General features: G+C 53.7%; 15 protein-coding genes and 1 other annotated feature. Of the genes, 8 read left to right on the forward strand and 7 right to left on the reverse strand.

Annotated elements, in window-relative coordinates; translation table 11 throughout:
- Nucleotides 1-237 precede the first annotated feature (237 nt).
- The 3 genes from clpB to rluD form a co-directional block, all read right to left on the reverse strand.
- Complete coding sequence (gene clpB, locus GYRE_RS10105; protein WP_038255024.1) at nucleotides 238-2811, reverse strand: ATP-dependent chaperone ClpB; 2574 nt, start codon at nucleotides 2809-2811, stop codon at nucleotides 238-240.
- 128 nt (nucleotides 2812-2939) lie between these two features.
- Nucleotides 2940-3671 (reverse strand): purine nucleoside phosphorylase YfiH, encoded by a 732-nt coding sequence (gene yfiH / locus GYRE_RS10110; protein WP_006817506.1) that lies wholly within the window; start codon nucleotides 3669-3671, stop codon nucleotides 2940-2942.
- Nucleotides 3668-4648, reverse strand: coding sequence for a 23S rRNA pseudouridine(1911/1915/1917) synthase RluD (rluD, locus tag GYRE_RS10115; protein ID WP_006817505.1), 981 nt, complete (start codon nucleotides 4646-4648; stop codon nucleotides 3668-3670). The genes yfiH and rluD overlap by 4 nt, the downstream gene beginning before the upstream one ends.
- Before the next feature lie 133 nt (nucleotides 4649-4781).
- On the opposite strand from rluD, the gene bamD reads away from it, so the two are divergent.
- From bamD to pheA, 4 genes are all read left to right on the forward strand, one after another.
- Nucleotides 4782-5519: an outer membrane protein assembly factor BamD gene (gene bamD, locus GYRE_RS10120; protein ID WP_006817504.1), complete on the forward strand. Its 738-nt coding sequence runs from the start codon at nucleotides 4782-4784 to the stop codon at nucleotides 5517-5519.
- 272 nt (nucleotides 5520-5791) lie between these two features.
- Nucleotides 5792-6124: a ribosome-associated translation inhibitor RaiA gene (gene raiA / locus GYRE_RS10125; protein WP_006817502.1), complete on the forward strand. Its 333-nt coding sequence runs from the start codon at nucleotides 5792-5794 to the stop codon at nucleotides 6122-6124.
- 104 nt (nucleotides 6125-6228) lie between these two features.
- Nucleotides 6229-6353 (forward strand) — a sequence feature (Phe leader region).
- Entirely contained in the window at nucleotides 6230-6277 is a 48-nt protein-coding gene (pheL, locus tag GYRE_RS24485) for a pheA operon leader peptide PheL (RefSeq protein WP_112471513.1), read from the forward strand. Its footprint overlaps the feature before it by 48 nt.
- 24 nt (nucleotides 6354-6377) lie before the next feature.
- Entirely contained in the window at nucleotides 6378-7538 is a 1161-nt protein-coding gene (gene pheA / locus GYRE_RS10130) for a bifunctional chorismate mutase/prephenate dehydratase (protein WP_006817501.1), read from the forward strand.
- 62 nt (nucleotides 7539-7600) lie between these two features.
- Here pheA and tyrA read toward each other — a convergent pair whose 3' ends face one another.
- Nucleotides 7601-8722: a bifunctional chorismate mutase/prephenate dehydrogenase gene (gene tyrA, locus GYRE_RS10135; protein WP_006817500.1), complete on the reverse strand. Its 1122-nt coding sequence runs from the start codon at nucleotides 8720-8722 to the stop codon at nucleotides 7601-7603.
- A gap of 10 nt (nucleotides 8723-8732) precedes the next feature.
- Nucleotides 8733-9803 carry a 3-deoxy-7-phosphoheptulonate synthase AroF gene (gene aroF / locus GYRE_RS10140; RefSeq protein ID WP_038255026.1) on the reverse strand — a complete coding sequence of 357 codons (1071 nt, stop codon included), beginning with the start codon at nucleotides 9801-9803 and terminating at the stop codon, nucleotides 8733-8735.
- Between the two features lie 216 nt (nucleotides 9804-10019).
- Between aroF and GYRE_RS10145 the strand changes: the two genes are divergently transcribed.
- The 4 genes from GYRE_RS10145 to GYRE_RS10160 all read left to right on the forward strand — a co-directional run bounded on the left by GYRE_RS10145 (nucleotide 10020) and on the right by GYRE_RS10160 (nucleotide 12795).
- A complete protein-coding gene (locus GYRE_RS10145; protein WP_038255028.1) occupies nucleotides 10020-10394 on the forward strand; it encodes a DUF2799 domain-containing protein in 375 nt (124 codons plus the stop codon).
- A 169-nt stretch (nucleotides 10395-10563) separates the two neighbouring features.
- Nucleotides 10564-11082, forward strand: coding sequence for a regulatory sequestration protein YfiR (gene yfiR / locus GYRE_RS10150; protein ID WP_038255103.1), 519 nt, complete (start codon nucleotides 10564-10566; stop codon nucleotides 11080-11082).
- The gene (gene dgcN / locus GYRE_RS10155) at nucleotides 11075-12295 is read left to right on the forward strand and encodes a diguanylate cyclase DgcN/YfiN (RefSeq protein WP_006817496.1); all 1221 of its coding nucleotides are present in this window, start codon (nucleotides 11075-11077) and stop codon (nucleotides 12293-12295) included. The genes yfiR and dgcN overlap by 8 nt, the downstream gene beginning before the upstream one ends.
- Nucleotides 12296-12312: 17 nt before the next feature.
- Entirely contained in the window at nucleotides 12313-12795 is a 483-nt protein-coding gene (locus GYRE_RS10160; RefSeq protein ID WP_006817495.1) for an OmpA family protein, read from the forward strand.
- 3 nt (nucleotides 12796-12798) lie between these two features.
- Here the strand turns inward: GYRE_RS10160 and GYRE_RS10165 are convergent, their stop codons facing one another.
- Both GYRE_RS10165 and GYRE_RS10170 read right to left on the reverse strand, forming a co-directional pair.
- Nucleotides 12799-14157, reverse strand: coding sequence for a PepSY-associated TM helix domain-containing protein (locus GYRE_RS10165; RefSeq protein WP_038255030.1), 1359 nt, complete (start codon nucleotides 14155-14157; stop codon nucleotides 12799-12801).
- Between the two features lie 34 nt (nucleotides 14158-14191).
- Nucleotides 14192-14596, reverse strand: coding sequence for a DUF2946 domain-containing protein (locus tag GYRE_RS10170; RefSeq protein ID WP_006817493.1), 405 nt, complete (start codon nucleotides 14594-14596; stop codon nucleotides 14192-14194).
- Between the last annotated feature and the right edge of the window lie 156 nt (nucleotides 14597-14752).

Here is a 14752-nt window from a genome sequence, read left to right on the forward strand (position 1 = left end):
CCTCTTTCAGAGTCAAGCGATTAATTTCGCTTTTCTCTTCTGACCCGGCGGCTTGTTTGCCGTTGTTCCGTGTCAGTGGTGGCGCATTATAGGGAGTAATTCTGAAGTGACAAGCATAAATTCAAAAAAACTTTTCGTTCGTTCACTTTTCACTCAAATCATGCACCGGACAGTAAGTTTTGCCTGGTTTTTAAACAAAAACGAGCCCCGCAGGGCCCGTTTTTTTTGTTTTGTGACTTACTGCACTGCCACAATCTTGTCGTCTTTGACTTCCAGACGCACCGTTTTACCCGGAACCAACTCTCCGGACAGTATTTGTTGCGCCAGCGGGTTTTCAATCTGCTGCTGGATTGCACGTTTCAACGGACGCGCACCATATACCGGATCGTAACCATTCTCGCTCAACAGCTTCAGCGCATCATCTGAGATGTGGACTTCATAGCCACGCTCCTCAAGACGTTTATAAAGACGCTGCAGCTGAATGCTGGCAATAGAAGCAATGTGTTTTTCACCTAACGGATGGAACACGACCACTTCATCAATACGGTTGATGAATTCCGGACGGAAGCTGTGGCTCACCACACCTAACACCAGATCCTTCATATGGCTATAGTCCAGCTCGCCGAAACGCTCCTGAATCAGATCAGAACCGAGGTTAGAGGTCATGATGACAACCGTGTTACGGAAGTCGACCGTTCTCCCCTGCCCGTCGGTCAGACGACCATCATCCAGTACCTGCAACAGAATATTGAACACGTCCGGATGCGCTTTCTCTACTTCGTCCAGCAAAATGACGGAATACGGACGACGGCGCACCGCTTCTGTCAGATAGCCACCTTCTTCATAGCCGACATATCCCGGAGGCGCACCGACCAGACGAGACACGGAGTGTTTCTCCATAAACTCGGACATATCAATACGCACCATTGCATCGTCGCTGTCGAACATAAAGTTAGCCAGCGCTTTGCAAAGCTCGGTTTTACCGACCCCGGTCGGCCCGAGGAACAGGAATGAGCCAATCGGACGGTTCGGGTCAGACAACCCGGCACGGCTACGACGAATCGCATTTGATACCGCTTCAACCGCTTCGTTCTGGCCAATCACGCGCTGATGCAGGTCCTGCTCCATGCGCAGCAGCTTATCGCGCTCGCTTTCCATCATGCGAGCTACCGGGATCCCGGTCCAGCGCGCCAGCACGTCAGCAATTTCAACGTCGGTCACACGGTTACGCAGCAAACGCATGGTCTTACCTTCAGACTGCGTCGCCGAAGCAAGCTGTTTTTCCAGCTCAGGAATTTTACCGTACTGCAGCTCCGACATACGGGCGAGGTCACCCACGCGGCGGGCCTGCTCAATGGCGATTTTCGCCTGCTCAAGTTCTGCTTTGATCGTCTGCGTACCGGAGAGTGATGCTTTTTCTGCCTTCCACTCTTCTTCTAATACCGAATACTGCCGCTCTTTGTCGTCGAGCTCTTCGTTAAGCATATCCAGACGTTTACGGCTCGCTTCGTCGGACTCTTTCTTCAACGCCTGCTGCTCCAGCTTGAGCTGGATGATGCGGCGGTCAAGCCGGTCGAGCTCTTCCGGTTTAGAGTCAATCTGCATACGAATGCTGGACGCGGCTTCATCGATAAGGTCGATAGCTTTATCCGGCAGCTGACGGTCGGAGATGTAACGGTGCGAAAGCGTCGCCGCTGCCACAATCGCCGGGTCAGTGATCTGCACATGGTGGTGCAGCTCATAGCGCTCTTTCAGACCACGCAGAATGGCGATGGTGTCTTCTACCGTCGGTTCGGCAACAAACACTTTCTGGAAACGACGCTCAAGGGCAGCATCTTTCTCGATAAACTGGCGATACTCATCAAGCGTAGTCGCCCCCACACAGTGCAACTCCCCTCGCGCCAGCGCCGGTTTCAGCATGTTACCGGCATCCATCGCGCCGTCTGCTTTACCGGCCCCAACCATGGTGTGTAGTTCGTCGATAAACAGGATAACGTTGCCTTCCTGTTTTGCCAGATCGTTCAGCACCCCTTTCAGGCGCTCTTCAAATTCCCCGCGATACTTAGCACCGGCCACCAGCGCCCCCATATCGAGAGAAAGCACCCGGCGGCCCTTCAGCCCTTCCGGCACTTCGCCGTTGACGATCCGCTGCGCCAGCCCTTCAACGATAGCGGTTTTACCAACGCCAGGTTCACCAATCAGCACTGGGTTATTTTTGGTACGACGCTGCAGTACCTGGATGGTACGACGAATCTCTTCATCACGGCCGATAACCGGATCGAGTTTGCCCTGCTCGGCACGCTCGGTCAGATCGACGGTAAATTTCTTCAATGCCTGACGCTGATCTTCAGCCCCCTGGTCGTTCACGCTTTCACCTCCACGCATATGTTCAATCGCCTGAGTCACGTTGGCCGTTGTCGCGCCAGCGGATTTCAGTAAATCAGTCAGCGTGCCGCGCGAATCAAGTGCGGCCAGAACAAACAGTTCTGACGAAATAAAGTTATCACCTCGTTTTTGCGCCAGCTTGTCACAAAGGTTCAGGACCCGGACCAGATCCTGTGAAGGCTGGACGTCGCCGCCGGTGCCTTCCACTTGTGGAAGACGGCTCAGCGCCTGCTCAATAGCAGTACGCAGCGAATCCGCATTAATGCCCGCCGAGGTTAATAAAGGACGTACCGATCCCCCTTCCTGATTCAGCAAGGCGCTCATTAGATGAAGAGGTTCGATGAATTGGTTGTCGTGCCCCAGTGCCAATGACTGGGCATCGGCAAGAGCAAGCTGGAATTTATTGGTAAGACGATCCAGACGCATAACTCCTCCCATAACAGGTCAAATTTGCTACTGGAGATTAAATGAGGTCATCCCTCAATTATTCAAGGTTAAAGACCTGGACTATGCGAAAAATAAATCTGCGTACTGGATCGTCTTGATTCTTTAGGTTATATCAGCCAAACGAAACTTGCCATACGACCTGTCGTTCTGTCGCGGCGATAAGAGAAAAAATCATCCTTTTGACTGAGCGTACAGTGGTCTCCACCGTAGACGCTATCAACCCCGACGTTTGCCAGACGCTGACGTGCAAGCTCATAAATATTCGCATAAAATTTTTCACCGACCGGACGAAATGCGCGGTTCGCGTTGGCATCTTTCGCCATGAACGCTTCACGTACTTCTGGCCCCACTTCAAACGCGTCAGGGCCAATAGCAGGCCCGAGCCAGGCCATGATGTTTTCCGGTTTATCAGCGAAACAGGCTACCGTTTCCTCCAGTACACCTTCACACAGCCCACGCCAGCCGGCATGAGCTGCAGCCACTTCCGTCCCATCACGATTACAAAACAGCACCGGCAGGCAGTCAGCGGTCATCACTGCGCACACCAACCCTGGCGTATTACTGTATGACGCATCCGCCCGCTTCGATGAATAAGATCCACCGTGTAATCTAAGCACATCTTTCCCGTGCACCTGCTCAAGCCAGACCGGGTTTGACGGCAAGGCACCTGCCGCAAACAGGCGCTTGCGGTTTTCGTCAACATGCTCAAGGTTATCGCCACAGTGGGCACCCAGATTCAGCGAATCATAGGGCGGCAGGCTTACGCCTCCGACACGTGTAGAACTACAGGCCGCAACTCCCTGCGGAGCAGGCCACTGTGGAACGATTACCTTAGTCATAACCAGTCAACTTCATCCTTATGAGCTTCAAAATCGGCCCGCATCGCGTTAATCAGATCCACCATATCCTGAGGGATAGGCGCATGCCACTCCATTTCAATACCGGTGATAGGATGATACAAACGCAGCATCGTTGCGTGCAGCGCCTGACGGTCAAATTTGCGCAGTTCGGTAATAAACTCGTCAGAGGCATGCTTCGGCGGGCGCGGACGGCCACCGTACAGCTGATCGCCCACCAGCGGGTGAGTGATATGCGCCATATGCACGCGGATTTGGTGTGTACGACCGGTCTCCAGACGTAACCGCAAACGCGTGTGCACACGGAAGTGCTCCATGATGCGATAGTGAGTAACCGCCGGTTTACCCATCGGGTGAACAGACATGTGGGTACGCTTGGTCGGATGACGGCTGATAGGCTCTTCCACCGTGCCACCGGAAGTCATATGACCGATGGCCACCGCTTCATACTCACGGGTGATTTCACGCAGCTGCAGCGATTCCACCAGGCGAGTCTGCGCCGGGATGGTTTTCGCCACCACCATCAGCCCCGTCGTGTCTTTGTCCAGACGGTGTACAATCCCCGCACGCGGCACGTCAGCAATAGGCGGATAGTAATGCAGCAGCGCATTCAGCACCGTGCCGTCCGGATTACCGGCACCCGGGTGAACCACGAAATCACGCGGTTTGTTGATGACCAGAATATCGTCATCTTCATAAACAATGTTCAGGGGGATATCTTGCGCTTCGAAACGAACTTCTTCTTCGATCTCGACGTCGACCGCAATGATTTCACCACCCAACACTTTCTCTTTCGGCTTGTCGGTGACCTTGCCGTTAACCAGCACACGCTGGTCGAGGATCCATTCTTTTATCCGCGAACGTGAATAATCCGGGAACAATTCGGCCAAAGCCTGATCTAAGCGTTGACCGAGTTGGTTTTCGGACACCGTTGCGGTGAGTTGTACTCGTTGTGCCATATACAGCTTCTTCGTTTATCGTTGGGGTTTTACGGCTTTGCCGTTTAATATAGTGTGCTATTGTAGCTGGTCTTAACCGGGAGCAGGAACAGAGAATCTCCCGTATAAACATTTTGAGGAAAGTCAAAACGTCATGACGCGCATGAAATATCTGGTGGCAGCTGCCACGTTGAGCCTGGCTTTGGCGGGGTGCTCGGGTTCAAAGGAAGTGGTGCCTGATAATCCGCCGAATGAAATTTATGCCACCGCCCAGCAAAAGCTGCAGGACGGTAACTGGAAACAGGCGATAACGCAACTGGAAGCGTTGGATAACCGCTATCCGTTTGGCCCGTACTCGCAGCAGGTGCAGCTCGATCTGATCTACGCCTACTACAAAAACGCCGATCTGCCGTTGGCTCAGGCCACTATCGATCGTTTCATGCGCCTGAACCCGACTCATCCTAACATTGATTACGTCATTTACATGCGTGGTTTAACCAACATGGCGTTGGATGACAGTGCGCTGCAGGGCTTCTTCGGGGTTGATCGTTCCGATCGCGATCCGCAGCACGCTCGTGACGCGTTCCGTGACTTCTCGAAACTGGTTCGCGGCTACCCGCAAAGCCAGTACTCTACTGATGCCTATAAGCGCATGGTATTCCTGAAGGACCGTCTGGCGAAGTACGAGCTGTCCGTCGTAGATTACTACACAGCACGTGGCGCATGGGTCGCGGTGGTGAACCGTACCGAAGGCATGCTGCGTGACTACCCGGATACGCAGGCAACCCGCGATGCGTTACCGAAGATGGAAAACGCCTACCGCCAGATGCAGATGACTGCGCAGGCCGACAAAGTCGCGAAGATTATTGCCGCTAACGGCAGCAAAACCTGAGTCACTCGATGAACATAAAAACGGCAGCCAGATGGCTGCCGTTTTTTTATGCGATTTTGGCGTTGACGGAGGCGTAGTTTCGTCAGCGCATCCCATCAAATATGGCTCTCTTTTCGCAATCCGACAAGGTAAAAATCACTTCTTCCTGTCCTTTCTCACAAAAAGAATCCATTGACAAAATGTGACAAAATAATGTGATTTACATCACACATTTTGACATTAGGAACGGTATGCTGGAATCACCAAGACGGGAAAGACAAGAGGTATAATTTATGACAATGAACATTACCAGCAAGCAAATGGAAATCACCCCGGCTATTCGCCAGCATGTCGCAGACCGTCTCACCAAATTGGAAAAATGGCAGACCCATTTAATTAACCCACATATCATTCTGTCGAAGGACCCACAGGGCTTCATCGCTGACGCCACAATAAATACGCCAAACGGACACCTGGTCGCCAGCGCTAAACACGAAGATATGTACACCGCGATTAACGATTTGATCAACAAGCTGGAACGGCAGCTCAATAAGGTACAGCACAAAGGGGAAGCACGTCGCGCCAATGCATCGGTGAAAGACGTTAACTTCGTTGAACAAGAGTAACCTTCACAATTGAGTGTATCGCCAACGCGCCTTCGGGCGCGTTTTTTGTTGACAGCATGAAAACAGTACGGGTACTGTTAAGTCAGGCAACTCAAGGAAATCGCCGTGAAATCTACACCGTTCTTCTTCGCATTCTTTTTTACCTTCCCCTGACTGGGAGGCGTTTCGTCGTATAAGAAAGAATGCGAAGACGAACAATAAGGCCTCCCAAGCGGGAGGCCTTTTTTATTGATAACGATAAAGGCAACACGACATGACATCTGAAAACCCGTTACTGGCGTTACGCGACAAAATCAGCGCCCTGGATGAAAAACTGCTGGCACTGCTGGCAGAACGCCGTGAGCTGGCGGTAGAAGTAGGTAAAGCGAAGCTGGCTTCACATCGCCCGGTGCGCGATATCGACCGCGAACGCGATTTGCTGGAGCGCCTGATTGCCCTCGGGAAAGCTCATCATCTGGATGCCCACTACATCACCCGTCTCTTTCAGCTCATCATTGAAGACTCGGTGCTGACCCAGCAGGCTCTGCTTCAGCAGCATCTGAATAAAACCAATCCACATTCCGCACGCGTAGCGTTCCTCGGCCCGAAAGGCTCCTATTCACACCTGGCAGCCCGCCAGTACGCCGCGCGTCATTTTGAACAGTTTATTGAGAGCGGTTGCGCGAAGTTTGCCGACATCTTCAATCAGGTTGAAACCGGACAGGCTGATTACGCCGTCGTCCCCATTGAGAACACCAGCTCCGGCGCCATCAACGACGTTTACGATCTGCTGCAGCACACCAGCTTGTCTATCGTCGGCGAGATGACTATCCCTATCGATCACTGCGTACTGGTGTCCGGCTCTACCGATCTCAGCAAAATTGAAACCGTCTACAGCCACCCGCAGCCTTTCCAGCAGTGTAGCCAGTTCCTCAACCGCTATCCGAACTGGAAAATTGAGTACACCGAAAGCACCTCGGCAGCAATGGAGAAAGTCGCGCAGGCAAACTCTCCGCACGTGGCAGCTCTCGGCAGCGAAGCGGGTGGTGCGCTGTACGGATTACAGGTGCTTGAGCGTAACCTGGCAAACCAGACGCAGAACATTACCCGCTTCATCGTACTGGCGCGTAAATCGATTAACGTCTCTGACCAGGTTCCGGCGAAGACCACGCTGCTCATCGCCACCGGACAGCAGGCCGGTGCTCTGGTTGAAGCGCTGCTGGTCATGCGCAACCACAACCTCATCATGACCAAACTCGAGTCACGCCCCATCTACGGTAATCCGTGGGAAGAAATGTTTTATCTGGATATCCAGGCCAACCTGGAAGCCGGGTCGATGCAGCACGCGTTGAAAGAGCTCTCAGACATTACTCGCTCGATGAAGGTGCTGGGCTGCTACCCCAGCGAAAACGTCGTCCCGGTCGACCCGGTTTAAGCGAGAAACAGAAAGCAAAAAGCCAGCGGCATCTCCGCTGGCTTTTATTATTTCAGGAAGCATTACAACCGGCTGTCGTTCGCCTGACGCAGTAATCCCCGACTTTCATTCTGGAAGCGCTTCGCGTAATCGCCAAACCAGTGTTCGACCTTGCGGAAACTATCGATAAACGCCTGCTTGTCGCCCTGCTCCAGTAAACCTATCGCTTCACCAAAACGCTGGTAGTAGCGTTTAATCAGCGCCAGGTTACTCTGCGACGACATGATGATGTCGGCGTAAAGCTGCGGATCCTGGGCAAAGAGCCGCCCGACCATCGCCAGCTCAAGGCGATAAATCGGCGATGACAGCGCCAGAAGCTGTTCAAGTTGCACGTTTTCTTCCGCCAGATGCAGGCCGTAGGCAAAGGTGGCAAAGTGACGCAGCGCCTGAATAAAGGCCATATTCTGATCGTGCTCAACCGCACTGATGCGATGCAATCGCGCGCCCCAGACCTGAATCTGCTCCAGGAACCACTGGTAAGCCTCAGGCTGGCGGCCATCGCAGTAGACGACCACCTGCTTTGCCAGGCTCCCGCTGTCGGGGCCAAACATTGGGTGCAGCCCGAGCACCGGACCACCGTGCGCCGCGAGCATCGCCTGCAGCGGCCCCGCTTTTACCGAAGCCAGATCGACCAGAATGCAATCAGCTGGCAGCGGTGGCAGCTTCGCGATGGTTTGCTCCGTCACGTGAATCGGTACACTGACAATCACCATCCCGGCATCGGCGACAATCTCTTCTGCCCGCGCCCAGTCCTCTTTCTCGAGGATGCGCACCTGGTAGCCAGAGAGCGTGAGCATCTTTTCAAAAAGACGCCCCATCTGCCCGCCGCCGCCGACGATCACCACCGGACGCAGGTTCGGCCGCAGTGTTTTAAAGCCCTTATCATTTTCGCTGGAGTAAGACTCCCGCATCACCCGACGCAGGACATCCTCAATCAGATCGGGAGGAACCCCGAGCGATTCCGCCTCCGCGCGGCGGGATGCCAGCATTGAGGCTTCGCGCTCTGGCACATAAATCGGCAAGCCGTATTTGCTTTTGACTTCGCCAACTTCTGCAACCAGCTCCAGACGGCGCGCCAGCAATCCCAGCAGCGCCTTATCCACTTCATCAATTTGATCGCGTAATGCGGTCAGTTCAGCAACCATAACTATCCTCTTACCCCTGGCGAGCGGACAGATGCCCGCGCAGGTCTTTATCAAGCTCACGCAGCAGCGCGTCAGTGGTTTCCCAACTGATGCAGGCATCGGTAACCGAGACGCCGTACTTCATATCGCAACGCGGCTGTTCGGAAGACTGATTGCCTTCATGAATATTGCTTTCAATCATCAGGCCAATGATAGAACGATTTCCGTCTTTGATCTGCGCGACGACGGATTCTGCCACCGCTGGCTGACGGCGGTAGTCTTTGTTCGAGTTGCCGTGGCTGCAATCGATCATCAGCGACGGTTTGAGTCCCGCCTGCTCCATCTCTTTTTCGCACTGCGCAACGTCCGCCGGGCTGTAATTTGGCGCTTTACCACCGCGCAGGATCACATGACCATCCGGGTTGCCCTGGGTCTGCAGCAGGCAAACCTGGCCCGCCTGGTTAATGCCGACAAAACGGTGCGGCATCGCAGCGGCACGCATCGCGTTAATCGCTGTCGCAAGGCTTCCATCAGTACCGTTTTTAAAGCCTACCGGCATCGAAAGGCCGGAGGCCATTTCGCGGTGCGTTTGTGATTCCGTGGTGCGCGCCCCAATCGCGGACCAGCTAAACAGATCCCCCAGGTACTGCGGGCTGTTCGGATCCAGCGCTTCCGTCGCCAACGGTAGCCCCATGCTCACCAGTTCCACCAGCAGCTGACGCGCAATCTTCAGACCCGCTTCAACATCAAACGAACCATCCATATGCGGATCGTTAATCAGCCCTTTCCAGCCCACCGTAGTACGTGGTTTTTCAAAATAGACGCGCATGACCAGGTAGAGGCTATCGCTGACCTCTTCTGCAAGCGTTTTAAAACGACGAGCGTATTCCAGAGCCGCCTCTGGATCGTGGATAGAACAAGGACCGCACACCACCAGCAAGCGCGGATCGCGCCCGGCAATAATATTGGAGATGGTGTTACGCGACTGCTCGATCTGCGCTTCCTGTGATGCTGTCAGCGGGAATTCTGCTTTCAGCGATTCAGGCGTAATGAGGATCTGTTCGTCGGCGATATGTACGTTGTTCAGCGCGTCTTTTTGCATGATGGTGTCCTGTGTAGCTCGTTTGCGATAGTCATGTCTTAGTGAAGATGAAGTCACAATACCACAGGCAGTAAAGATTACAAGCCACAATACGTAAACATAAGTTTACAATAGGCAATTTATCGCCATTTAATTACCCATTATTATGTACACATTAATTTACACCATCCATTTCCGTCAGTTCAACTATGCTGAGATCAGCGCAAGGAGAACCCAATGATCCGAATAATGATGGTAGTGATGCTGCTGTTGTTGAGCGGCTGTCAGATCAATCCTTATACCTTTTCACCTCACTGGACAAGCACCAACTGGTACGAAGCAGGCCGGGAAGATGGACTTTCGGGTATTAATGCTAAAAGTGACGACGATCTTGCCGATGACTGGAATGATAAAAAGGTCGATCGCGTTAGCTACATGAAAGGCTATAACGAGGGTCTGTCACATATCTGTCAGGAGAAGCTTCTGTATGGCTGGGGAATGAATGGGAAAATATATCCTGATGGCTGCGACTCGCGCGAAAATGCCCGTGAGTTGCGCGCATCATGGCAAAAAGGACTCGACGATGGCAGTCGTAATTCTCGACTTAATTAAATTTAACAGCACAAACTGCGATATTTTCGGCATTTAAGATTTAACTTAAGTACAAACAAACCGTTTCAGGACGTAATGACTGCCTGGAGCAATAATGATATCCTTAATATTACATTCACTTATGTTTTTATTTCAGGCTGTACGGCGGACCCTGGTGAGCAACCAACTGTTGAAATTTCTGTGCCAACTGATGTTGATGCTGCCCCTTATATTTATTGGCCCGCCACTGTTTGCCGGGACACAGCCTGTTCCGGAGAAATCAGTACGTGCTATTGTTTCAGGCATTGTCAGCTACACGCGCTGGCCGGCGCTCTCCGGACAGCCACGCTTATGCGTTTTTTCATCATCACGCTATGTGAGTGTGCTTACCGGAACAACTGCCGACCCGCAACCCTATTTCCCTGTGCTTATTCACAGCGAACAAGAAGCGCTAACGGCGCGCTGTGACGCGATATATTTCGGTCATGAATCGCCGTCACAACAAATAGCGCTGGTGGGAAAGTACCAACCAAAGCCTTTGCTAACCATCGCCGAGCAGAACCAGGATTGCACGGCGGGAAGTGCTTTCTGCCTGATATTTGATGCAAACGAAGTGAGATTTTCAGTAAACCTTGACGTGCTCTCCCGCAGCGGTGTCAGGGTTAACCCTGATGTGTTAATGCTTGCCCGGACTAAAAAGCATGAATAAGGATATTATCCCTTCTCAACGTCCAACGTTTAAAAGAACGTTGCGACGAATCAGCGTCATTAGCGTCATCATTACGATGGTGCTGGTGTGGCTGCTATTGTGCATTGCTTCTGTCCTGACGTTAAAACAGTATGCCCAAAAAAACCTCGAGCTGACCGGCGCCACCATGAGCCGTAGCCTTGAAGCCGCGCTGGTGTTTGGGGATAACACGGTCGCCAACGAAACGCTTGCAACGCTTGGCAAACAGGGGCAATTCTCCGAAGCCGAGGTCGTGGACCGCAATCACCAGCGTTTCGCCTACTGGAGTTACCGCCCGGGCGAAGAGCAGGACACGCTTAACCATTTGATCAACCGCTGGCTGTTCCCGGTGCCGGTCTCTCAGCCCATCTGGCACAATGAGCAGTTTGTCGGAGCCCTGCACCTGACGGCCCGAGCGAGTCTGATAAGCCACTTTATCTGGATGTCGCTGGCGGTACTAACCGCCTGTATCCTGCTTGCCTCGGCGGTAGCGCTGCTGGTGACGCGGCACCTGCATTCCGACGTGGTCACCGCGCTGCAAAACATTAACGACGTCGTGCACGATGTGCGCACCAACCGTAACTTTTCACGCCGGGTTCCTGAAGAACCCATTGAAGAATTTCACCATTTCGCCCAGGACTTCAACAGCCTGCTGGACGAAATGGAGGAATGGCAGCTGAAACTGCAGGCCAAGAACGCGCAGTTGCTGCGTACAGCCCTGCACGATCCGCTGACCGGGCTTGCCAATCGTGCCTCTTTCCTCAGCTGCATTGCCGCACTGATGAATGACAGCAACGCGAAGACCAGCTCAGCGCTATTGTTCCTTGATGGCGATAATTTTAAATATATTAACGATACCTGGGGCCATGCCGCAGGGGATTGTGTATTAATCGAAGTGGCCAGAAGGCTGATAGAATTTGGCGGTAAACGCCATATTGCCTATCGTCTCGGCGGCGACGAATTTGCTATGATCCTCTATGGTGTACATAGCGAGCATGAGGTTCAGCGTATTTGCACTGCCCTCGCACAGCACTTTGTTCATCCTTTTGATCTGCGTAATGGTCTATATACCCCATTCAGCCTGAGTGTCGGTTATGCCCTGACGTGGGAACATAATTCGGTAGAAAGCCTGCAGGAACTGGCCGACCGAAATATGTATTTAATGAAAAACCAACGCGCGAAGAAAACTACATAAGCAATAAGGAATCTATTATGCTCAGCCGTTATATCGCACCGGCTTTGCTGGCAACGCTCTTTCTGACGGGCTGCCAGGCGCCGCAAGGCAAATTCTCACCCGAGCAGGTTGCCGCCATGAAATCATACGGCTTTAACGAGCTGAACGGTGACTGGTCGTTGGGGCTTTCTGACAAAATTCTGTTTGGCAAAAATGACTACCAGCTTAACAGCGACAGCCAACAGCAGATTGCCGGAATGGCCTCCCGCCTGGCCGCAACCGGGATCACCCATGCACGCATGGACGGTCACACCGATAACTACGGTGAAGACAGCTACAACGAAGCGCTGTCGCTCAAACGTGCCAACATCGTGGCCGACGCCTGGGCTGAAGGCGCAAAAATTCCACGCAGCAACCTGACGACGCGGGGCCTGGGGAAACAGTTCCCGGTCGCCAGTAATAAAACCGCCCAGGGCCGCGCCGAGAACCGCCGTGTTGCGGTTGTTATCAGCGAGCCATAAGGCTTACTCCACTGACTGCGCCAGCGATGTTGTTACCGATTGTCGCCAGCGCAGCCAGTCGACCAGCATAAACAGCGCCAGACTTATTCCCATCAGCGGCATTGCCAGCCCAAATACCACTACCGTGGCCAGTACACCAGTCCGGGCCGTCCATGACAGCGCCAGCCAGGCCTGAGAAAGCGTCTGCAGAGGGCTATTGCTACCCTGCGCCGGACGCCGCATCCACCACAGTCGATATCCGAGCACGATAGCCACGCACAGCGCCGCGCCAAAGGCGATGAGCAGCAACTGGTTAAGCAGGCCAAACAATATACCCATATGGAAATCAACGCCCCAGCGGGTGAGTTTCGCCATCAGCGGGAAGCGCTCGAACTCTGTGCGGTCAATCACCCGCATTTGTTCAGGATCGATCGCCACCGCATCCACCTGAGTAGGCCAGCTACGGTCAATTTCGGTCACCGTCCACGCTTTATCGCTACGTTTCGCCGGGCGGATCTCCAGCTTACGGGCATCAATACCGGATTGCTGAGCAAGATGCAGCACTTTATCGAACAGCGCGCCGTCCACCGGCATCGACATCTCATCACCATTCATCATGTGCTCAGCATGCGGGTTATGCGCCATTGCCTGGCCCTGTAGCGAGGTATTCACCTGCGGCGTCAACCAGCCCATAGTGGCGCGCAGCTTATCGACGTTATTACCCGCCCACTGCGACCAGGTTAGCCCGGTGGCAGAGAACAGCAGCATCCCGGCCAGCAGGCACCAGCCTAGCGTCACGTGCAGCCGACGGGTATTCTGGAAGCGATTGTTGATACGCCGTTTCGGGCGGGTAAAACACCACAGCGCGATGCCACCGAGTGCCGCAATCCACATCCACGATGCCGCCAGCTCGCTGTAGTTCCGCCCTGCATCCCCCAACAGCAGCGAGCGGTGCGCGTAATCAATCCACTGGCGCAGCGGCAGGATCCCGCTGGTGCCATACACCGTGAGATCGCCTTTCACCGCCAGCGTTACCGGATCAATGAAAATAGCCCGATTCTCCGACTCCCCTAAAGACGGATCGGCATACATTACCCGGGTGGTTTCCCCGGCCGTTAACGCCGGACGTACCGCATGCAGGCGCAGATGCCCGCCGGTAAGCTGCTCGGCTACGGCTATTTGTGAGGCCAGCGGTTTCGGCTCCCCCTGTAATTCGCCCTGTAGCGCCTGACGATAAATCAGGCTCTCCAGCTGCGGGGCGGCAACGTACAGCGTGCCGGTTAGCGCCGCGACAAAAATGAATGGTCCGACAAACAGACCAATATAGAAATGGAAGCGCCGCAGCAGGTTCACCCATGCCGCACGCGAGGTGCAGGTCGTCATACTTTTCCTTTTAGAAAGCAGATTAAGATTGTTGTTATGTGAAGGAAAAAGCAGGACGACCAGGCGGAGCGCGGGTTTGCGGGTAGAGCCAGGGGAAGAAGTGCCAGAGTTGCACCACCGCACGCGCGATGCGCCGGCGGGTATAACGCTGGAGCACTGACACCAGCAGCGTAAGCACCATCAGCATTCCCGGCACATGAGCCAGCAGAACGCAGTAGCCGCACGCCTCAGCGTGATCGACCGGCATCATCACCGGTGCACCGCTGTGGTGCTCCATCGGCATGCTCATTTCGTGATGCATACCCGGCATGGCGCTCATGGGATCTTTTTGCAACGAGACGGAGATAAGTGGCGCAATGATAATCAGCGCAACGGCGAACAGCGCCAGCCAGGCGGCAGCGCGTTGTAAGCGTAGATGCTGAAGGGGATTGCGGGTCACGACACCTCCGGTTGCGGAGGCCTAGTGTAAATGAATTACAGGGAAACTGTTAACGTAGAGATAAAAATCGCTTTATTGATACCTTTTTTTGGCAGCCAGCCAGAAGAGTAACACTTAGTTAAGACGCTCCTTTTATCACCCGGTAAAAAACATACA

Origin of the sequence: Yokenella regensburgei ATCC 49455 (assembly GCF_000735455.1) — a bacterium.
GTDB lineage: Bacteria > Pseudomonadota > Gammaproteobacteria > Enterobacterales > Enterobacteriaceae > Yokenella > Yokenella regensburgei.